Source organism: Pedobacter terrae, from assembly GCF_036946585.1.
GTDB lineage: Bacteria > Bacteroidota > Bacteroidia > Sphingobacteriales > Sphingobacteriaceae > Pedobacter > Pedobacter terrae_C.
In genome coordinates this window covers 1-21816 of sequence record NZ_JAQIIV010000026.1, presented here as the reverse complement: position 1 = coordinate 21816, position 21816 = coordinate 1, and the positions used below count along the sequence as shown (strand labels likewise).

Here is a 21816-nt window from a genome sequence, read left to right as displayed (position 1 = left end):
TATTTTATTCTTCAGCCTTGCTGGTTTTATAGTGTATAGTAGACATTTCTTTCAGTCGGTTCGCTGCAAACTCGGGCGTAATATCGCGTTGAGGGTTAGCTAGCATCTCGTAACCTACCATAAATTTTTTAACTGTTGCTGAACGCAACAATGGCGGATAAAAATGCATATGCCAATGCCATTCGGGATAATCACCATGATTTACAGGCGCCTGGTGCATACCTGCAGAGTAAGGGAAAGAGGTTTCGAAAAGGTTATCGTATTTAATCGTCAGGATTTTAAGGGCCTCCGCCAATGATTTCTTTTCGGCAGCAGAAAAAAGTTTAATGCTGCCTACATGCCTTTTGCTGATGATCATGGTTTCGTAAGGCCAAACTGCCCAAAAAGGTACCAATACTGCAAAGTGATCATTTTCAAATATAATGCGTTCGTTTTTCTTTTGCTCCAGCTTCAAATAATCGGCAAGTAAACTTCTTCTATGAATGGCATAGTAAGTTTTCTGCCGCTCGGTTTCTTTGGCTATCTCTAACGGAATATCGCCTTGCGACCAGATCTGACCATGTGGGTGTGGGTTGCTACAGCCCATTATTTCACCTTTATTTTCAAATATCTGAATATATTTAATCCAATCGTTCCCAGCCAGGCTGTTGAACTCGTTCTGCCAAACATTAACCACAGCGGTTATGGCCTCTACACTCATTTCAGGAAGTGTTAAATTGTGCTTAGGACTAAAACTGATTACCCTACAAAGCCCACGTTGGTTACTGGCTATCAACAAATCGCTTTCATTCATTTCGCCGGCCGGTGTATCTTGCAGCAGCGCGGCAAAATCATTGTTAAAAACAAAGCTTTCTGCATAAGCCGGATTGCTATCGCCATCTGCTCTACCATTTCCAGGGCATAGATAACATTTAGGATCATATTCGGGCCGGCTGTCTGGCGTAATGTCTTCAACTTTACCCTGCCATGGCCTCTTTGTGCGGTGTGGAGATACTAAAACCCACTCGCCGGTTAATATGTTAAGCCGGGTATGAGGATTACTGTCTAGTTCAAATGTTTGGTTCATTTTATATTGATCAACTGGTTAGAAAAAAAGAAGGCGAAATGGCCTTCTTATTCAACGCGCCAAATTATAAAATTATTATTAATTGTCAAAAAGACAATTAATAATAATTTTTATTTGTGTAAAAATTTAAACATATTAAGCCCTTTAAACCTCAATAAAAATGATTGAATATTCCAGGCAGCCACATTATCTTGTTGCTGTTGATTGCATTGTATTTGGATTTGATGGCGAACACCTTAAAATTCTTTTGGTTAAGCGGGGTTTGGAGCCTGAAATAAACAAATGGAGTTTAATGGGCGGTTTCGTAGGTGCTAATGAAAGTCCAGACGATGCTGCAAACAGGGTACTCAAAAAAATGACAGGTTTAGAGGGGGTTTACCTGGAACAAATGCAGATTTATGGAGAACCTCATCGCGACCCGATTGAAAGAACGCTTTCTGTTGGTTATTTTGCCCTTATTGATATACACAAATATGAGGCTCAGCTTAACGACGATTATGAGGCCGAATGGTTTTTAATCAACGATAGGCCTAAACTTATTTTCGATCACAACCAGATGGTGGCTGATGCCCGTAAAAAACTAAGGTACAAAGCGGCTCTACATCCTATATTGTTTGAAATGCTGCCGAAAAAATTCACCATTCCACAGTTGCATATTCTTTTTGAGGAAGTTAACGATACTAAAATAGATACCAGAAACTTCAGCCGAAAAATTACCTCCACCGGATTATTGATCAAGCTGGCAGAGAAAGATAGAACAGGCTCTAAAAAAGGGGCATTTTATTTTAAATTAGATAAGAAAAAGTACCAGGCCAATTCGCAGGCCTTTTTAAACCTGGTTCCAAACTTAAAAGTGTAGCGTATTTCGCCTTTTGCAATACCTGTTGACATAATGTAAAACAAAAGCGATGCGTTATTCCTTTGCTTAGGTAAATTATACCTTAAATATGGCAAAGCACAGAAAAAGACCTTTCCAGCCAATAGAAAACTATGGCGTTATCGGCAATCTAAAAACAGTAGCACTGGTTTCGCTAAAGGGCTCAATAGATTTTTTGTGCACACCAAGGTTCGATTCGCCCACCGTTTTTGCGTCGATGCTGGACTCGGAGAAGGGTGGTTATTTTTCTGTTGAACCGCAGCTTGAAAACTATACCAGCAAGCAGCTTTATCTACCCGGAACAGCGGTTCTGCTTACCCGATTTTTCGCCGAACAAGGCATTGCAGAGCTTAGCGATTACATGCCACTATCAAAGGAAACGGATTTCCCCAGTGCTATTGTGCGACAGGTTAAATCCATCAGGGGCGATATTACTTTTAAGGTTTTCTGTGTACCGGCTTTTGGCTATATGAAAAGTAAACATACGGTTCAACACGAAAATGATGAACTGGTGTTTTTTTCCCAAACTGAAAAACTTACCTTAAAACTAAAAGCAGATGTGCCATTACATATTGAAAAAGGTAATGGTTATGCTGAATTTACGCTAAAGGAATCGGAAACGGCGCACATCATTATGGAAATCCTTGAAAATGATGAACTTGCAGCTGATTTAGCCCACTACCAAGAACATGGTTACCGCAAGACCGTAGATTACTGGCGGGAATGGATCAGTCAAACCACTTATAAAGGCCGTTATGAAGAAATTATAAAGAGATCGGCAATTACGCTAAAGTTACTTACTTCAGCAGAGTATGGTTCGGTAGTGGCCGCGCCTACCTTTGGATTGCCAGAAACAATTGGCGGAAACCGTAATTGGGATTACCGTTTTACCTGGATCAGGGATGCGGCTTTTACCATGTATGCCTTTTTAAGGCTTGGCTTTTTTGATGAGGCTACGGCATTTATGGACTGGATATTTAACCTCTGTCAGAAAATAGATTTGCAACTGGTATATCAGATTAACGGCAATACAAAAATAAAAGAAATAGAAGCCGATCAGTTTGAAGGCTACCTGTCATCTAAACCCGTGCGCATTGGCAATGAAGCAGCCAGTCAGCTACAGATTGATATTTACGGAGAACTGATTGATACGGTTTACATTTATAACAAATCGCACAAACCAATTACCTACGAGTTCTGGACACTGATAGAAAAACAGGTTCAATGTGTAATCAAACAATGGAAAAAACCCGATCACGGCATCTGGGAAATCAGGAATGAGAAAAAGGAGTTTCTGCACACTCGCTTAATGTGCTGGGTAGCGATGGATAGGGCAATTAAAATTGCCGAAAACCGATCATTCCCTTATCCGGAGCAAGAATGGCATAATATCCGTAGCGAAATTTACAAAGACATTTATCATAATTTCTGGAATGAAAAATTAGGTGCTTGGGTACAGTATAAAGGTGCTACACATGTAGATGCCAGTGCTTTGCTGATGCCTTTAACCCACTTTATTTCACCGCTGGAGCCCCGCTGGCTTTCGACCATGAAAGCAATTGATGAAGAATTATTGCTGGATGTTTTGGTTTACCGTTATAAGAATGGCATGACCAAAATAGACGGATTACAGGGTGAAGAGGGTACTTTTAATATGTGTTCATTCTGGTTTATTGAAGCATTGGCCAAAAGTGGAGAACTGGAACGGGCGGTTGAGAACTTTGAAAAGATGATCGGTTATTCCAATCATCTTTTACTCTTTAGCGAAGAATTGGGGCGAAAAGGTGAACACCTGGGTAATTTTCCGCAGGCTTTTACACACCTGGCCTTAATTAGTGCGGCTGTGGAGCTGAATAAACAACTAAGCCGAGAAACCAGTTAGCCTATTGTTCTTCATAATGATAGGTTAATCCTCCATCTACATAATAAGTTGATCCAGTTACATAAGCAGCATCGTCAGAGGCAAGGAAAGCGACTACCGCGGCCACATCCTCTGGCTTCCCCATTCGTTTCAATGGAATATTTTGCAGCACTTTCCCCAATTGCTTTTTATTGTCTAATAAATCTTGATTGATTGGTGTTGAAATTGCGCCCGGTGCCACATTGTTAATCCTGATATTAAATTGTGCTAGTTCTGAAGCAAGATTCCTGGTCAGCATCATTAAACCACCTTTACTGGCACAGTAAGCCGCAAAGTTGGGAAATGCAATTTCTTCGTGTACAGAACTCATGTTAATTACCGTACCTGGTAAATTGTTTTTTCTGCAATAATTTACAAATGACTGGATTGTAAAAAAAACACCTTTTAAATTCGTATTCATAATAAGGTCATAATCCTCTTCTGTAACATCCCAAAAACTGGCATTTTTTTCTACGCCCGCGTTATTTACCAAAATGTCTAATTGGCCAAATACAGCCACAGCATCGGTGACCAATTTAATAGCCGCATCGGCTTTACTTAAGTCAGCTTCTAAAAAGGTAACTTTTCTTCCCAAATCCTGGATATCTGAAATAAGTTTTTCGCCCCTTTCATCAAACTTATGGCCATTCAATATAATATCACAGCCATCTTTGGCCAGCCTTAGGGCACATGCAGCGCCAATTCCCTGACTGCTTCCGGTTATTAAAGCAATTTTGTTTTTAAAACGATTCATAATGATAGGTTATATTAGATAAAGGAAACAAGGACTAATAATGTTTGCGTAAAATCGATGTAAATTAAAACAATTAATATTCAACATGTAAGTTCCTAAAAAAAACATCGTTATTAGCTATAATCATTTATTAGTATGTTTGGGCAACAAACACACAATAAACATAAATTAATCTTAAAACATGAACATTACCAAAAACCTTTTATTTGTTACGCTCCTTGCGTTGTTTACGCTAACCATGTATTCTTGTAAAACAAAAAAACTGGCTACAAAACCTGCTCCTATACCGGCTCAAAAACCGGCACCACCAGTAGAAGAGAAAAAACCGGCACCTGTACCAGAGAAAGAAGAAGCTCCTGCTCCGGTTGAAAAACCGAACTTTAACTTAGATAACATCCAATTCGAGTTCAATTCATTTGTACTTAAAACATCATCATTCCCTATTTTGGATAAAGCGGTTACGGAGATGAAAAAATCGCCGGATACGAAATTCATTCTCAACGGCTATTCATCTGCTGAAGGTACGCCGGAACATAACATGCAACTTTCTGTAGACCGTGCGAATGCTGTAAAATCGTACTTTATTAATGCTGGTTTAAATGGAAATAACTTTACTGTGGTTGGTCACGGCGATAAAAATCCTATTAGCAGCAATGACAGCGAAGAAGGTAGGATATTGAACAGAAGAACCGAAATAAAGGTTCAGAAATAATTATCAGAATATCGCAAAAGTGCCATGGTTTAGTTTCCATGGCACTTTTCTTTTTAAAAAATACGAACAGTATAGAAAGATCCTGAAACACCCGTCCGACCGGCCGGGCGGAAGTTCAGGGTGACGACATCCTGCTACGAAGCTCTTTTCCTATTATTTAATCGTAGTATTCTTAGACAGGTACAAAAAGACACTAAAAGAAGTTGAGGGTGACGATAGCTTTGTCCGCAGATTTTTTTTCCATTTTTAAATCCGTATGCTCTTTTGAATCATTACGGATTTAAAAAGACTTTGATAATAGCTTAATCCAAATTTAATTTTTTAAGTGTATTTAAGATCGGCTGGTCAATCGCTTTTAACGTATTTTGACCAGGTTTAATTAGTTCTAAAACTGAGATCTCGTTCTTGCCTTTTCTTAACCACTCTTGTGGGATATAAAGCGTTTGTTGCGGACCAATTGCCCAATATTTTCCTAAGTTATGTCCGTTAATCCAAACCACACCTTTTCCCCAATCGGTCATATCTAAATAGGTATCAGCCACAGTTGAAATCTGAAAAGATCCTTTCTGTAAAGTTGGCCCATATTCATTTGTTTTTGATTGACCAGCTGTAGTCATCCTATCGTTGCTTAAAGGAAAACCATACATAGCCCAGTCTTTAATCTCGGAACCATCAAAAGTAACTTGTTCTGTGATTCCCTTTTTATTTTCCAGTAGATACTTTCCAAAATTGATGCGCCCCATATTCTCCACAAAAATATCTAACTGTAACTCCCCCGCCGGAAGATCTAATGATAAGGAGTTCTGGTTTAGCCTACGGTCTAAAATACCTACCCTTTTTTGATTGATAAAAACCAGGGCATAATCACGCAATTGTTTAAGTTGTAATTCACCTTTTCTACCTCCCTTGATCGTGGTGCGGTACAATACATAGCCATAATCCTGACTTAGATCCTCGAAAGTTAAAGGCGTAATATTTTTCACCGCTTTTGGCAGTGCATTGAATAAGGCTACCTTAGTTTCTAATTTAAAAGGTGCAATGGCCATGCTAGGCTTCGCAGCTGGAACTGGTGGTAAGCTTTGTCCTGCAGGAAGGTGTTTTTCGATAACGCTTCTAAATGCTTTGAATTTTTCAGTCACATTTCCAGCCTCGTTTAACGGTGCATCATAATCATAACTACTGATTTGTGGCTCATAAGGTGAAGTATCTTTATAGTTTGCACCATTCATAAAATCGCGGGTAGTACCACCATGAAACATATACATATTAATAGAAATACCTGATGCTAAAACAGAATCTAACTTTTGGGTATATTGTTCAGCTGGAACGGTATGGTGAGGTGTTCCCCACCAATCGAACCATGCAGGGTACCATTCAGCAATAAAGTATGGACCTTTACCACCATGATTTTCATTTACCAGCTGTCTGATTTTCGCCGGGTTATCGATCCCGTTCAGTGCGGGTAATAATCCATCCAGATGGCCATCTTTCACGTCAGCTGCAGGATCGCAAGTATAAAGCAAACCATCAAAGCCTGCATCTATAAACATTTTCCGATTGATATCTAAATAGTTTTTATCGGCAGCATAAGAACCGTATTCATTCTCTACCTGCACCATGATAATGTTACCGCCGTGGTTAATCTGCAATGGTGCCAATTGCTTGCCAACTTCGACAATATACTTCTTGTATTCATCAAGATATTGTTGTTCGGTGCTTCTTACCACCAAACCTTTTTCAGTTTGCAACCAATAAGGATAGCCACCAAACTCCCATTCTGCACAAACGTAGGGGCTAGGCCTCAAAATAACCCATAGACCTTCTTGTTGCGCAATTTTCACAAACTCAGCAATATTGTTATTTCCCGAAAAATCAAACTTACCTTTTTGTGGTTCATGTACGTTCCAGAATACATAGGTTCCAATGGTATTTAAACCCATGGCTTTGGCCATTTTCATACGCGCGCGCCAGGCTTCTTTTGGTACACGAGGATAGTGCATTTCACCAGATATAATTTGAAAAGGTTTTTCATCCAATAAAAAGTCCGTTTCTCCAAGCTTAAACGTATGTTTAGCTTGCTGGCCAAAAGCCGATAAGGAGAAACATAGCGCCACCAGCCATAGTAATTTTGCTTTCATTTTTGTTAAAGTTTGTTTAGCGATGACCTGAATTTCAGGCAAAAAATTTCCTATTTGCACATTTCTGGGCAATCCAATCATCTAGGTTATATAAAAATTTGTCTTTTCTTACTTTTTAAACACGCTCAGATCCCATTCGTCTGCCCAGTTTATTGATATTTTATCATTTTGAAATTGAATCGGCAACCACAGATAACGTCCGTCAATTGCATTTTTTGGTGCCCATTTATCTGCCATAAAAATAAATTCTCCCTTTTTTCCCGGCACAGGTAACACATGTGTACTCTGCCCACCAAAGGTTATATTAGCACCTTCACCCTGGCAAGGGTTTCCCATGTAAGTCCATGGACCCCAAATATTATTTGCTTTAAACCATCTAGCTGCATTTGGTGCCCAACCGGTACAGCCAGAGCCAATCATATAATAAGTTCCATTTTTCTTGAATAAAGCAGGTGCTTCGGTTTGCTGGCCCACATAAATCCTAATGAATTTTCCAGTATGCCCTAAATAATCGGGAGTTAGCTCAGCTAGATGCAAGGTCAAATTCTCCTCAGAAGAAAACACATGATAAGCCTTTCCATCATCGTCTACGAAAACGGTCATATCTCTGGCCATTTGTCCACCGGGTAAATCCCTACAGAAATAACCATCACTTTCATTTGCTGGTTGCTGGCAGTTTACCCTATCTTTTTCGGATGTACCTGCAGCGTAAAAAGGCATTTTACCTGCATTTGGACGATAACTTTTGATAAAAGTATATGGCCCTGTTGGGCGATCTGCTACAGCTACTCCAGATCTGGCTGCTGCATAACCTTTGCCTAAAAGCTCCAGGTGAAACCACATCACAAACTTTTTAGTTTTTTTATTATACACCACCTTTGGTCTTTCGAGAATACAGCCTTTGGCAATATCACTCGTTAAATCGTTGGAAACCGGCAATGCTATAACTTCATCTTTCCAATTATATAAATCTTTTGATGAATAGCAATGCACGCCTACTTGCGCCGTGTTTCCTATTTCTCCTTCAACTTTGTGCTCTCCAAACCAATAATATACCCCCTTATACTCTACAATACCGCCACCATGGGCATTGATGTGTACGCCTTTGTCATCTTTCCAAATTTTACCCGGGGTAAAAGAGGTATAGGGTTGTTGTGCAGCAACATAGCTGCTTAAGCCCAAACTTATGGCGATAAGCCCTATAACAAAACTGATTCTCTTATTCATTTTTTATCAACTAATTTTAACATTATAGAAGGTAGTTACCTTCATGAATTTCTTGTTTATTTTAAACTTGCACTATGATCGTTTTCAAAATTCTCGCCGCTCCAGATTTTTTGCGCACTCCATTTCTCTGCCGGATTGGCCCAAAAAGGATCTGATGCCGGTAAACCTAAAGGTAAAAAGATATTAGAGGCGATATACGGACTGCCCTGGTTATTATAAAAATCGCCGAGATTGGGTTGATCGCCGTATAAACCTATGGTTAACCAGCCATTTTTATAAGTCGAAGGGCTCTCTAAAGTTTTTCTGATTACGGCTGTCAATGCACAACGTACCTGTGCCGGACTTAACTGCTTGGGTAACGCTTTCCGCCAGGCCATGTCAGCCAGGTGGTGAAATGCAGCTCCCCTGTAAATAATTGATCGGCCGGTAGCCGGATACGTTCCATCCGTATTGATTAATCTTTCCTGAATGATGGCATAACGTTCATTACGCTTTTTAATCTTCTCGAACATTTCTTTATAACTGTTTGTTTTAGCACCTATAATATTGGTCAAAGCAGCCAGATAAGGATGGATAACATAACTATTATAATAGTCGAAGGCGAATGATGTTCCATCCGTGTACATGCCGTCGCCGGTGTACCATTGTTCCATTTGTTGTAGGGCATAATCAACACGCATAGGATCCCAGCTGTAACCAAATCTCGCTAAAAAAGCCTCATTCATTGCTGAAAATAGTAACCAGTTGGAAAAAACAGGCTTAAATCTTCTGGTCGTCACAATAGACTGCATCATCAGTTCCTGATTTTTCTTATCCAGGTTTTCCCATAGCCATGGCGCTCGGACCAAAGCCAGAGCTATATAAGAAGCATCTACCAGTTGCTGCCCGCCAATATCGAAGTTCATAAAATCTTTGGCATTAGAATCCAATGCGTTTTTTATCCCTTTAATGGCCCAATCACGGTACTGCTTTCTCAAAGCCACCTCTTCTACGGAACCTCCTTCCAACTGTAGCCATGGTGCTATACCACTTAATACCCTTCCTAAAACTTCAACATACTGTACTTTAATTCGGTGTTCTTTATTATCAATGTGGACAGATGTAACCTTCGGCATGGCGATCCTCAAACTATCTTTGGCCAGATTATATAAAACAGGCTTTATCATCTTATCCATTTGTTGCAACCAAAACTGTCTATCAGTTAAAGCTGTACCTTTAGTAGTTCTATTCTTCTTTTGTGCAAAAACAGCCCCATTAGCCCAAATGACCATTAAAGCAGCCATCAAAATATTCTTAAATCTCATTTTTCGCTATCAATTTTATTGTTTGTGTGATAAATAGCGATACATTTCGCTCCCGGCCAACAAAAATGCTCCTACGCCAAAATTAGCAGTAGCATTTACGTCAACCACCTGACCTGGTATCGCTTTTTCTCCAATTGGTTGTACATAACCCACTTTACCATCAGGTTGTAATGCAGTTTTAGTTAAGTACGACCAGCCTTTTTCTGCTACTCTCAAATAAATTTTTTCTTTTAAATAACCATTATTTATCCCCCATAACAAACCATAGGTAAAAAATGCGGTGCCACTGGTTTCAGGCCCTGGCGCATGCAATGGATCAAGCATACTTCTTGTCCAATAGCCCCCTGTTTGCTGGCTTTTGGCAATTGCTTTAGCCATATTGCAGTATTTGGTTAGGTATTCATTACGGTGTGGATCTGTAAGGGGCAAATCTTTAAGCACTTTTGCCAAAGCTGCAAATACCCAACCATCCCCTCTTGCCCAGAAGTCTTTTTTACCATTGGCAGTTTTATGTTTAGGATAAACATATTTTGCATCGCGATAATAAAGTTTTTCCTTTTTATCGTACATGATGCTATTGGCGTACATAAAATATTCGTAGAGTTTATCCAAAAACTTCTGATCATTAGTTACTGCATAAAGTTTGGTCATCGTTGGCATTACCATGTACAAACCATCGGCCCACCACCAGTAATCATTATTTGGGGTACTCATTTCGTATTGCATTACCTCTTTTGCCCTGGCAATTTTATATTCCTCAGGTTTTAAGCGATATAAATCAATGTAGGTTTGAAAGCAGATCTGCCAATCGCCAAACAATACATATTCATCAGTTTCGCCATATTTATATTTCCAATTGGATTTATCTTTGGATTTTGCACCCATCCATTTGTTGTACACGGCCCAATCTTCTGAATATTTTCGGTAAGCTTCGTTCTTGGTAACTTCGTAAGCCGCCATATTACCGGTATGATAAGCCGCGTGGTCCCAAAAGGCCCGTACTTCCGGTTTATTGTTCTTTTGCCAATAACTATTTGCACGATTAATTACTTCCAGAACATCTTCTTTTGACAGCTGGCTTTGGGCATTTACCGCCATACTGATTAAGAAAAACATAAAGAAAAATGACTTATACAACCTCATAACTTTAACGTATTGGTTTAATGCCGCTTATGGTCGGTTTTACAGGTTTAATGGTTCCATCAGCATTAAATTCCATTTTATCAATACAAACTTCACGGTTGTAACCCGCGGCGTCTCCCATAAAAATTCCTTTAGGACGGGTAAAGCGGTGGTAAACCATGTACCATTCATCTTTACCATTCACCTTGATTACACTGTTATGCCCTGTGCCATAAATCTGTTGAGCAACATCTTTTGCCAAAATCAGATTGTTTTCAGGAATGGTCATTTTTCCTGTAGGCGAATCAGAAAAGCCGTATCTTACCCGGTAGTTTTCGCTTCGGGTATCGTCTTCGGACCATAAAAAGTAATATTTACCATTTCGATAAAACACTTCGGTACCTTCTCTAAAAGTATTATCTGGCGTGATAATCTGAATAGCACTGGTATCAATCGAAATCATATCATCATTTAATGGTGCAACTGCCATGTAGCCATTTCCCCAGTACAAATAACTTTTGTTGGTTTTAGGATCATTAAATACATCCGGATCAATCTCTTGTCCGCCTTTAACACCCTTTGGCCTACTTGCAATTAAAGCCTTTCCACTATCTTTAAACGGGCCGGTTGGATGGTCAGCAACCGCAACACCAATTTTCTGTGCAGCAGAAAAATAATAGAAATATTTATATATGCCATTTACTTTCTTTTCGATAATGGTTGGAGCCCAAGCATTCCTTTTTGCCCATGATACCTCTTTTTCGAGGTCTAATATTTTGCCTTCATCTTTCCAGTTAACCAGATCGGTGGAAGAAAAACATTTAAAATAAGTGCCGCTCCAATTGTCGAAACCATCGCTGGTTGGATAGAGATAATATTTATCAGTTTTATTCGAATATAGAATTTCAGGATCAGCATAGTAACCTTTTAATACAGGATTATTTGCAACGGCAACACTTACTGAGTAGGTTTTAGCATACTGACCAGGAATAACTACCTTAATTTTCACTGAACCTTTTGAAAAATCCATTTTGCCTTTCGGCATGATACTGATTTGACCGAAAGTATCAAACAGCGGATCAAATGCCTTTAAATTTGTACCATCATTTACAGGTAGATAAAGTTTTTGGTTTACGCTGTCAACAATGATGTTATTTTGATTAATTTGCTTATTTTTTGCGGTTTGTAAAGCAGACTCAACAGTATACCATTGTTTAAGAAGCCGATTTAACTCTTGCTGATTAATTGGTAAAATAGTTCCGTGCCTAGGATGGAAATCCATGGTTACATCCTGGTCTACCACGGTAAAATGGGTCAGATCTTTACTTTTGGTAAACTGATAATGGCCTTTCATATAAACATCATACATCAGGATATACTCGTCACTATGGTTCAGCTTAAAGACGCCTGCCCCTTCTACAGCTTCTTTAGTTTGCTGTAGGTATTTATCCTGTAATACATAACCTTCTGTTAGTTTATCAGAAACCGCTTTTTTAATGCCATTGCCGTTCCCTTCCGTTTTAAAAAACAGGTTATATTTTCCTTTATCGTAAATAATATCTCCGTCGATACAAGAGCCATTGGTTGGACTAAAAAATAGTTGCTTTGGAGCTGTTTCCAGATCGGTAAAATCAGCATTGGCATAAGCATAATAAATTTTATCAGGCCCATCTCCATGTTTCATCGACCAATACACCATGTATTTTTTTGTTACTTTATCGTAAATGGTCTGCGGCGCCCAAACGCGCAGCAAATTTTCATTATGTGGAAAACGTTTTTGAATATTTACAACGGCAGATTTCCAATGGATCAGATCATTTGATTTCAATAATACCATTGCCCTGTTCGAATCCCATCCGTTTGCGGAAATCATATCAGTAGCCACCATGTAAAAGGTTTTGCCGTCTTCACCCCGCAAAATATGCGGATCGCGAACACCACCGGTACTGCTGATCTTTTCTGAAGAAATGACTGGATTATTGTTGTTTAGTGCCTTATAGTGATAACCATCCATACTCACTGCAAAACGAATGGCTTCCTCAGCCTTCGAATTACCGGTGAAATAAGTAAATAGATAAGCCACATTTTCTTTTGACCCGTCGGTTTTTTTGGCTTGCGCAACGATTTTTGCTGATAAACATACGAGCAATAAAAGAATACTATATTTCCTTTTCGAATACCTCATTTCTTATAATTATTTTAATTTCCCAGGTTTCAAATCCAATACCTGCACTTTGGTTGGCAACTGCTCTCCTTTTCCTTCGCCATCTATTTGGGTAACGTTTTGCAAAAATAGACTCAGTATTTTTTTGGTTTTCCAAAGTTCGGTATCGTAAGTCGGTTCCCAATCGCCCATGTCGGTTTGAGTAAGGTCTTTAATGGTCCAGTCATCTGATCCAAGGTAATTATTTAAAGCGATAGATACCTTATTTTGCCGTTCGGCATCTCTAAATAATAAGCCTGCGGCATCATGTTTCCCATTTGGCCAAACGATAATCTGCGGTCTCGAAATCGGAATCTGTTTGGTACCAGTACCACTTAGGCTAAACGTTGTTTTTCTAAAATTGAGGTTGCTCACCTCCCAGGTGGTATCTGTTTTATAAACAAGGTGATATTGGGGTCCATTTTCGTTTGCTTCACGCCAGTAACCAGCAATAAATACTTTACCTTTTGCATCAGCAAACATGGATGTTTGGTTGATCAGTTCACTTTTCTGTGGAATTTTTATGGTATATTCTGCATTTGTTGCTGTAATGGGAAGCATATATTTATCGCCCGTAGATTTAAGCCAGGTGGTGCCGCCATCCGTCGATTTTGCATAACATAAATCGTGATTACTTGCTACATCCGGACTTTCGCGCCATACCCAAGATAAATGGATGGTGCCAGCCTGATCTACTGCTACCTGCCAATAGGCATTTCGCTGTCCTTCGCCATCAATCATCCCATCCTGTAAACGTGTCCATTTCTTGGTTTTTAAGCTGTAACGGTTTATCATCAAATTCCCGTTTCCAGATCCCCCATCTCGATAAAAAAACAATAAATCGCCATTAGCTAATTTGTAAAACTCGGGATAACTGACCTTGTTTTCTTTCACAGAAAGCATTTCTTCCTTATTTCCTAAAGTTAGTGAACCGGCCAAAGTAGATTTGGCGTAGTTTAACTTATTGTTATGCTGCCCCCATACCACGTGGAGAAAACCATCCCCATCTACCATCACACTAATCGATTTATGCGCGTCCGCAGCATCTCCTTTATATGGCGTTGTAACGACTATCCAGTGCTTGGAGCCGATCTTTCGTTTGGCCAATACCACATTTTGATCATGATCATAATAGGCAACGTACTGCTTATTCTTGAAGCTGATTAAAGAATTTTTGCGAAAAATAACAGTATTAACCGAATTGCCTGCCCATCCATTATTTGCAATAGTACTCAGTTGTGTTTCTTGCGCAGTACTCAACATACTAATGCTGAGGAACACATGAACCAGAAAAATACTTTTAATTAGGGACTGAAACATTATTAGGTTAAACTGTTCGGTTTCTTATGGTTTGGTAAAGCCGAAGTACCGAAATTTTTAAGCTTTGCACGGGGGGTTAAATCATATTTTGCAGGGGGCGTTTTAAGCTAAACACCCTCTAAAGCAAAAAAAAGCGTAACTTTTACGTTGTCCCACTGATATTGTAATATTTATGGAAACTTTTACGGTGTTTTTTTATAAACTCAGATGGTGTTAATTTAAATAACTTTTGAAACTGTTCCCTAAAATATTTGCTATCATTTATGCCGACTCTGAAGGCTGCTTCGTTAATATTTAAATTGGTATTAATTAACAATTCGGCAGCCTTTCTTAGCCTAATAAATCGGATAAAACTATTTATGGATTGCCCTGAAGTAGATTTGATCTTTTTATAGAGATTAGAATGACTCATTCCAAGATCAGATGCCAGAGTTTTTACATTGAAGCTATCTTCCATTAAATTTTCTTCGATAATCATAATACATTTCTGAAGAAAGCCTTTGTCTTCTTGCGATACTTTGTGAACATCACTCTTTAATGTTATTTCATTGTAGAAATAAGACTGAAGATTAGTCCTGTTTTTAATAATACTTTTAATTTTGGCCGTAAAAAGTTCTTTATCGAACGGTTTACCAATAAAATCATAGGCACCAACTTCAATTCCCTTAAGTTTTACTTCAGGACTCGGATCACCAGTAAGCAAAATTACCGGAATATGGCTCAAGGCCGAATCTTCTTTTATCGCCTTACAAAGTTCTATGCCATTAAGGTCGTCCATATTTACGTCAGATATCACAATGTCCGGAAGAAACTCTTTACAAATTTTCAAACCCTCGGTACCGTTTTCGGCCTTGTAAATTTTAAAGTTATCCTGAAAAATCTGCTTGATATAATCTATAATTTCGGGATTATCATCAACTACCAGGATAGAATGTAGATCTGATATAAGCAATTCTAGGTTACCCACATTTTCTGCCTCATTAATTTCGGCTTCCTCCTCTTGTGCAATCAGTTCATTTACATAAGTTAACTCATTTTGTAAAACACTGTTATGCTGCAAATTTGGCTCTCCAAACGGAATATCGATCAAAAAGATCGTACCCAAACCCTGGTTGGAGCGAAACGATATTTTTCCTTTATGTGATTCTACAAAGTTTTTGGCCAAATAAAGACCGATACCAAAACCCATTTTCAATGATTCGTTCGACATGACCTTGTAAAATTTGTCGAACAGTTTTTCACCCACATGCTTAGGTATACCAGGACCACTATCACTTACTTCGATATGCACCCGCATACCTACCGTTTTAACACTAAATTTCACAAAACCGCCTTTTGGAGTAAATTTAAGTGCGTTAGATAACAGGTTGAAAAAAACGATTTCGAGTTTGTCTTTATCTCCGTAAATATCCAGTTCCTCTTCTGCGCATTCAAAAGTATATTCGATGTGATTCTGTTTGGCCAGATAATTAAAGCAAAGGAAAATCTCTTTTGTGAATTTGCACAGATTAATCTTCACAATTTTTAATGTATCATTTTCACTTTCTGTCTTTCTAAAGAGAAGTAACTGATCTACCAGGCTTAATAAACGCCTTGAGTTGCGATAAACTACACTTAAATCATTCTTTTCCTCTCCAGGTTCCTTTTTATTGATAATATCTTTGATCGGATTAACGATTAAGGTCAAAGGTGTTCTTAGCTCATGTGAAATATTGGTAAAAAAATTCAGTTTTTTCTCGTTCAGATCCTTTTCACGCTCCATTTTAAAGTTGGTTAGCTCTACTTCGTGTTTTAATCGTCTCTGCCGATTGCGATAGGTTTGAAAAAGATAAAATAGTGAAGAACCTATAACCAGGTAAATCGTATAGGCCCACCAGGTACGGTACCAAGGTGGTAGAATTTTAATTAATACAATCTTTTCATTATTGCTCCACGCACCCTCAGTATCGGTACTTTTAATATGCAGTTTGTATTCGCCTTCGTTTAACCTCGAATAATAAGCCGTACTCAATTTATTCACATAATTCCAGTCTCGATCCCAGCCCTCCAGATAATAGGCATAAGAAATTTGGTCTTGAAAAGAGAATTCTATGGCAGCATAGTCTATAGAAATTACAGCAGCGCTATATGGGATTTCGATACTCGCTAGATTAACGATAGAAATATCATTATAAGCTGAATCCTGATCAAGGGAAATATTATTGATCCTAAAATCTGTCAGCACTATTTTAGGTATTCTTCTTTTTTTCTTTATACCCTCGGGAGAAAATAAGTTGAAACCACCAATCCCACCAAATAATAAATCTCCATTGGTGAGCTTTAATGCAGCATTATAGTTAAACTGATTGCTCTGTAAACCATCAGTAACATAATAATTTTTAAAATTATTATGTTTAACATCAAATTTGGATAGGCCATTGTAAGTACTACACCACAAATTTCCTTGATTATCCTGAAGGATATTAAGCACTGAATTACCGGGCAATCCGTCACGCTGAATATATCGCTTTATCTTTTTGGTTTCAGGATCAAAAAGCAATAGCCCACCACCTTCTGTACCAATCCATAGCTGTTGATTTGATCCTTCCTGGATTGCCCTAATCGCAAAGTTGATCTTTGTATAGCGGTGTTTTTTATCAATCGGATCTATTTCGATCAGATCTGTATAATTTCCTGCCCAAAGCCTACCTTTCGAATCCTGGAACAGAGTATGAATATCTTTTAATGTATGGTCGAAAAGCTCGAATTTATCAATACTTTTATTATAACGGTATAGTGCACCACCCTTTGTAGTACCTACCCAAATATTTCGTTGTTTATCCTGGTAAAGTTTCCAAATGTTAATGTCATCAACACCTGTAAAGGTATTATAGCAGTTATAATGAACAAATTTGCCCGTTTTTTTATTAAAACGGTCTATCCCTCCACTAAAACTAGCTACCCAAACATTGTCGTTTTCATCATTTAAAATACTGGTAATAAAGTTACTGGTTAAGGAATTTGCATCGCCGGTTTTGGTATAATTGGTAAACGTATTTTGCTTTCGGTTCCAAATGCTTAGGCCACCTCCGTCAGTGCCGATCCATATATTCTTTTGCTGATCTTCACTAAAGGAAAGCACAAAATTGTTAATTAATGAATTCCTATTTAACGGATCATTTTTAATGGTTGTAAACTGTTCATTATCAGGATCAATAACATTAACACCACCACGTAAAGTTGCAATCCACTTTCTAGATTCAGCATCTTCGTAAACCTGAGCAACAGAATTACTGCTGAGCAAGTTTTTTTCTTTCCCTGCAGAAAGGTAATCTGTTTTTCTATTTTTAGTGTCGTAAATGGTAATTCCCCCGCCATCAGTTGAAATCCAAAGTTTTTGTTTTCCGTCCAGCAACAAACCCATAATATTTTCGTCACTTAAATGCTGGTTAAATTTGGTAAGCCTACCACTGGCTTTATCGAACTGGAATAAGCCGCGTTCTGTACCAAGCCAAAGCGTTTGATCAGTACTTTTTGTAATACAAGTTACAGAGCGTATGGCATTGGTTACTAAACGAAGAGCTTTTTTATCATGATCATACCTGCAAAGGCCAATGTCTTTTATAAAAAGCCAAAGGGTTTGGTCTTTATCCACATACAAGGCTTTTACGGTAAAATCTAAATTTTTGCCAAAAGAAATCCGCTTTGCTACACCACTATTATTTTCAAGCATGAAAAGGCCTTTTTCTTCCGTGGCTACATACACTATTGATGTTTGACTTATAGCAATGGAGTTAATGGCATAACTTACCTCATTTTCCTTGCCCTTATCCCCATAAAGCAAGTGATGAAATTTTGAATCGGCATAATCATAATACGAAACTCCCTTTTGTGTACCCACCCAAACCCTGTTGTTCTTATCTCCGGTAAGTACAGTAATGTGGTTATTGATCAATGAATGTTCATCTCCCCATCCATTTCTAAAAACCTTAAAATGATAACCATCATATCGGTTTAATCCATCATACGTACCCATCCACATAAACCCGTAATGATCCAGATATAAGGAATTTACCACATTATTGGAAAGGCCGTTTTCTACCCCCAAGTAGGTAAGAGGAATAGGAGAAGGTTGTGCAAAACAGATACCTGCAACCATCCATAAAAAAAGTATGAAGCAGGCAGCTTTTTTTTGTAAAAGAAACATAGAGAAAACAGTACTGTGGTATTATTTGGTATGGAACGAATATACATATTTTCTTAACACTCCATTAACTGCAATGATTTAGGATTAAATAGCCAAAAGCACAAGATTTCTACTACACCCCAACAGTTTATATTTGAGTTACAAGTACTTTTATTTTCGATGATCAGTTAGTAGCAATAACTTTCAAAGAGGTTACGGCTTTAAAATTACTTCACATCAGAATGCCCAAGATGTTTTGCAGGATTAACTTCATCACGAATAAGTTGTTTTAACTCTTTGATTTCGGGAAAACGCTGCTTCAGTTTCCTATCAAAAATTAGCTTCGTATCAACGTGAACGGTAAAAACACCTGAAGTTTCACTTGGAATTAATGTTACGCCCTTTACCTCATCTACAAATGTGGTTAAAATCTCTTGCGCCATATAAGCCGACCGTAACATCCAGCCACATTTGGGGCAGTATGTTATGCTAACAAACGGTTTTTCCATTTTATTCTTTTTACAAGGGTACAAAAATAGAACACCAACTAAACAATTATTGAACTACTTTATTTCTGGAAAATTTAAGTTATTTTTAAATAGTTTGGGAATTATACCCTTTTTTGACGTGTCGTCTAATTTATTCGCTATATCACGTGTTATATTGTTTATGCTTTGTGCTGATAAAACCCAATTCATCGGCACATTTTTTTCCTCGGCTGTTAAAGGTTCGTCGATTGGGCTGATATCACTATTTTCGTTCAAAAATTGCTTGAGGCGAAACCGGCTTGTTTTACTATTTCCCGATCTCGTATGGGTTAATGCACTAAATATCTCTATAAACTCATTACCAAACCTGATGCTAGGTGCGGTTTTATCTTCTTCGCTAAAAAGCAGCGTAATCACTATTGGAGTGATCTGATTAAAGTATATCGACTTACTTTTTAATAACTGAAGTACTTCCAACATGGAAGCACTGCCAGTGTTTTCAACATATCCCCCATCAAGATAATGTAAGCGTGGATTGCCATTCAAGCCGCCAACTTTTGCTGCTGGAGAAAACAGAGGAAAACGGGTGCTAAAATTTATTGCTGTGCTGTAATTTAAATCATTTACCCTCTCGGCCAATAAATCACGCTGATTTTTAAAAGCCAGACTATCAGGCGTGAGGTTGCTTATCCAACATTGTAAGCCGGTTTCAATCTCTGTGGTATTAATGATGAACAATGGCTGGTTCGGAGTTATTTTTTGGGATGCAAAACTTTGGGAAAATACATTGTTTTGATTTTTATCGATTAATGATTGATAAGATTGCTCCCATGATTTTTCAAGGGCAATTGAGCGGTCAAATAGGTCAATATGTATGGGTAAAAATAAGTTCAGGAAATCGCCAAAAAGCATTTTCCCTATTATAGGTGATAGTGTATCATGCTGGAAAAACTTTTTGGATAGTGCTACCGACAGGCTGGATGAAAGCTGTACATCATTTTCGAAAGTTAATGCATTGTATAAGCCTAAACCAACAGCACCACCAGATACACCTGACATTGCAAATATTGTTTTTTTAAAATCGACGTTTCGTTCCTTTTCAAATCTTTCACTTAAACTAGACAAGAACAAACCAGTATATGCTCCAGTGCGTAACGCACCTCCCTCGGCACAGATAAAAACAACGGGATATTTTTTTTGATGACCTCCTTTTTGACTATCAATACCGTCTCTGTAATTAACGAACCATCTATTAAAATGCTTTACAATGGTTTCGCGGTTATTGGTTTTATGATTTGACATTCGCACAGGATGATCTTGATTATAAAAAGAGCAAACTACCAGGACGATAAATAATAACAAACGGACAGAAATTTTCCATTTTCTTAGCAGTGATTTATCTAAATATAGCAGTCCGGCATAAATACCTGTGTAACAGGCAAAAGCAAAACATATTAAAGCCGGGGCTCCTATCCATGAAAACACTGGCCACCAGCCCGGAATCAACGATATTAATAGGAAAAACATAAATGAAAGTCCGGCAAATAATTTAATCTGACGATGTAAGCCATTAAAAAATGATGCTGGAATCTGATAAGTCCATTTATAGAGCTCACCTCTTCCTTTTAACAATTTCTCTCTCTCAATAAGGTTAAATTCAGCAGGTACAATACGTGTTTCTATCAGTACCTTTGGGTTTTGAGGGAACCCATCAGTAAAATCTCTCGTTGATTTCGTAAAATAATCTGAAAAATACTGTAACGCTTCTTTGTACTCTTTTTGAAAGCTGGATGCCTTTGGTAAAGTATAAACAAAATCCTGATAGATGCCATATAATTTCCGGAGGTATTTCTGCTCACTGTCTGGCAAAGATCGTTCTCCCAACTTTGTCTTCAGATAAACCCCAGCGCTTGCTTTACCCGATTTGCGGAAATATAAATTGGATAAAAGGGACATTAACCAGTAAATCAGCGTAAAACAGGTAGCAAAACATAAAAAACGTGGTACTTTGTCCATATAAGTGGCACTGAGCATACACCAAAACATACTCACAAAAACAATAAATGATGGCCACAACAAAAAAGCTGCAGCAAGTAGTTTTTGAACAGTTTTCCGCCAGGCCACCCGATCATCACTTAGGTTTTTGCCCGAATTATCAGAAATATAAATCGCATAACGAACACTAATCTCCGATACCATGCTCCAGGCTGCAATACCCAATAGTAAAAAGAAGATTGGCCAAAAATTGAAGGTAGATAAGTTTTCTACCACCAGCAGAAGTGTATCCCTACCCTGAGGTAATAACAAAAAGATAAACCCAATTAAAAATGCGGGTAAAATAACAAAGCCAATGCTAGTGGCTACTGAAATAAAATCGTGAACCAACGTCCTTACCGTCAAACGTTTAAAACTGAAACGGATTTCGAATATTCCTTTTTCAAAGGCAGGAACAAAACTGCCTAAAATGGCGTTAATGTAGCTTTTCATGTATCTTTTATCTGTTTTTCATAAGATTAAATGTCTTTTATTTCTTTCTTTAT

Annotated in this window: 14 protein-coding genes; 3 read left to right on the top strand and 11 right to left on the bottom strand. The window is 38.2% G+C overall.

The genetic code is table 11. The annotated features are described in order from the left end of the window. Positions 1–4: 4 nt before the first annotated feature. A complete protein-coding gene (locus PGN18_RS21440; protein ID WP_335321624.1) occupies positions 5–1066 on the bottom strand; it encodes a UDP-glucose--hexose-1-phosphate uridylyltransferase in 1062 nt (353 codons plus the stop codon). Between the two features lie 160 nt (positions 1067–1226). On the opposite strand from PGN18_RS21440, the gene PGN18_RS21435 reads away from it, so the two are divergent. Next, positions 1227–1925, top strand: a complete 699-nt coding sequence (locus PGN18_RS21435) for an NUDIX hydrolase (RefSeq protein ID WP_335321623.1) — start codon at positions 1227–1229, stop codon at positions 1923–1925. An 88-nt stretch (positions 1926–2013) separates the two neighbouring features. Then, positions 2014–3825 (top strand): glycoside hydrolase family 15 protein, encoded by a 1812-nt coding sequence (locus PGN18_RS21430; RefSeq protein WP_335321622.1) that lies wholly within the window; start codon positions 2014–2016, stop codon positions 3823–3825. A gap of 1 nt (position 3826) precedes the next feature. On the opposite strand, the gene PGN18_RS21425 is transcribed toward PGN18_RS21430, so the two are convergent. After that, entirely contained in the window at positions 3827–4597 is a 771-nt protein-coding gene (locus tag PGN18_RS21425; RefSeq protein WP_335321621.1) for an SDR family NAD(P)-dependent oxidoreductase, read from the bottom strand. A gap of 181 nt (positions 4598–4778) precedes the next feature. On the opposite strand from PGN18_RS21425, the gene PGN18_RS21420 reads away from it, so the two are divergent. Beyond that, complete coding sequence (locus tag PGN18_RS21420; RefSeq protein WP_335321620.1) at positions 4779–5309, top strand: OmpA family protein; 531 nt, start codon at positions 4779–4781, stop codon at positions 5307–5309. A gap of 302 nt (positions 5310–5611) precedes the next feature. Here the strand turns inward: PGN18_RS21420 and PGN18_RS21415 are convergent, their stop codons facing one another. From PGN18_RS21415 to PGN18_RS21375, 9 genes are all read right to left on the bottom strand, one after another. Further along, the gene (locus PGN18_RS21415; protein WP_335321619.1) at positions 5612–7447 is read right to left on the bottom strand and encodes a glycoside hydrolase family 35 protein; all 1836 of its coding nucleotides are present in this window, start codon (positions 7445–7447) and stop codon (positions 5612–5614) included. 108 nt (positions 7448–7555) lie between these two features. Beyond that, on the bottom strand, positions 7556–8674 hold the full coding sequence (locus tag PGN18_RS21410; RefSeq protein WP_335321618.1) for a glycoside hydrolase family 43 protein: 1119 nt from the start codon (positions 8672–8674) through the stop codon (positions 7556–7558). Positions 8675–8730: 56 nt separating this feature from the next. Continuing rightward, a complete protein-coding gene (locus PGN18_RS21405; RefSeq protein ID WP_335321617.1) occupies positions 8731–9978 on the bottom strand; it encodes a DUF2264 domain-containing protein in 1248 nt (415 codons plus the stop codon). Between the two features lie 15 nt (positions 9979–9993). Next, positions 9994–11121, bottom strand: coding sequence for a glycoside hydrolase family 88/105 protein (locus PGN18_RS21400; protein ID WP_335321616.1), 1128 nt, complete (start codon positions 11119–11121; stop codon positions 9994–9996). 4 nt (positions 11122–11125) lie between these two features. After that, positions 11126–13285 carry a family 43 glycosylhydrolase gene (locus tag PGN18_RS21395; RefSeq protein WP_335321615.1) on the bottom strand — a complete coding sequence of 720 codons (2160 nt, stop codon included), beginning with the start codon at positions 13283–13285 and terminating at the stop codon, positions 11126–11128. A 9-nt stretch (positions 13286–13294) separates the two neighbouring features. After that, positions 13295–14623: a BNR repeat-containing protein gene (locus tag PGN18_RS21390; protein WP_335321614.1), complete on the bottom strand. Its 1329-nt coding sequence runs from the start codon at positions 14621–14623 to the stop codon at positions 13295–13297. A 142-nt stretch (positions 14624–14765) separates the two neighbouring features. Then, on the bottom strand, positions 14766–18761 hold the full coding sequence (locus tag PGN18_RS21385) for a two-component regulator propeller domain-containing protein (RefSeq protein ID WP_335321613.1): 3996 nt from the start codon (positions 18759–18761) through the stop codon (positions 14766–14768). Positions 18762–19015: 254 nt separating this feature from the next. Then, positions 19016–19297 (bottom strand): SelT/SelW/SelH family protein, encoded by a 282-nt coding sequence (locus tag PGN18_RS21380; RefSeq protein WP_335321612.1) that lies wholly within the window; start codon positions 19295–19297, stop codon positions 19016–19018. A 54-nt stretch (positions 19298–19351) separates the two neighbouring features. Continuing rightward, positions 19352–21763: a patatin-like phospholipase family protein gene (locus tag PGN18_RS21375; protein WP_335321611.1), complete on the bottom strand. Its 2412-nt coding sequence runs from the start codon at positions 21761–21763 to the stop codon at positions 19352–19354. Between the last annotated feature and the right edge of the window lie 53 nt (positions 21764–21816).

What these genes read in the sequence shown, in the direction of transcription:
- PGN18_RS21420 (WP_335321620.1), top strand. Translation starts at nt 4,779, where the DNA reads ATGAACATTACCAAAAACCTTTTATTTGTTACGCTCCTTGCGTTGTTT.
- PGN18_RS21435 (WP_335321623.1), top strand. Translation starts at nt 1,227, where the DNA reads ATGATTGAATATTCCAGGCAGCCACATTATCTTGTTGCTGTTGATTGC.
- PGN18_RS21440 (WP_335321624.1), bottom strand. Translation starts at nt 1,066, where the DNA reads ATGAACCAAACATTTGAACTAGACAGTAATCCTCATACCCGGCTTAAC.
- PGN18_RS21380 (WP_335321612.1), bottom strand. Translation starts at nt 19,297, where the DNA reads ATGGAAAAACCGTTTGTTAGCATAACATACTGCCCCAAATGTGGCTGG.
- PGN18_RS21410 (WP_335321618.1), bottom strand. Translation starts at nt 8,674, where the DNA reads ATGAATAAGAGAATCAGTTTTGTTATAGGGCTTATCGCCATAAGTTTG.
- PGN18_RS21375 (WP_335321611.1), bottom strand. Translation starts at nt 21,763, where the DNA reads ATGAAAAGCTACATTAACGCCATTTTAGGCAGTTTTGTTCCTGCCTTT.
- PGN18_RS21430 (WP_335321622.1), top strand. Translation starts at nt 2,014, where the DNA reads ATGGCAAAGCACAGAAAAAGACCTTTCCAGCCAATAGAAAACTATGGC.
- PGN18_RS21390 (WP_335321614.1), bottom strand. Translation starts at nt 14,623, where the DNA reads ATGTTTCAGTCCCTAATTAAAAGTATTTTTCTGGTTCATGTGTTCCTC.
- PGN18_RS21385 (WP_335321613.1), bottom strand. Translation starts at nt 18,761, where the DNA reads ATGGTTGCAGGTATCTGTTTTGCACAACCTTCTCCTATTCCTCTTACC.
- PGN18_RS21405 (WP_335321617.1), bottom strand. Translation starts at nt 9,978, where the DNA reads ATGAGATTTAAGAATATTTTGATGGCTGCTTTAATGGTCATTTGGGCT.
- PGN18_RS21425 (WP_335321621.1), bottom strand. Translation starts at nt 4,597, where the DNA reads ATGAATCGTTTTAAAAACAAAATTGCTTTAATAACCGGAAGCAGTCAG.
- PGN18_RS21400 (WP_335321616.1), bottom strand. Translation starts at nt 11,121, where the DNA reads ATGAGGTTGTATAAGTCATTTTTCTTTATGTTTTTCTTAATCAGTATG.
- PGN18_RS21415 (WP_335321619.1), bottom strand. Translation starts at nt 7,447, where the DNA reads ATGAAAGCAAAATTACTATGGCTGGTGGCGCTATGTTTCTCCTTATCG.
- PGN18_RS21395 (WP_335321615.1), bottom strand. Translation starts at nt 13,285, where the DNA reads ATGAGGTATTCGAAAAGGAAATATAGTATTCTTTTATTGCTCGTATGT.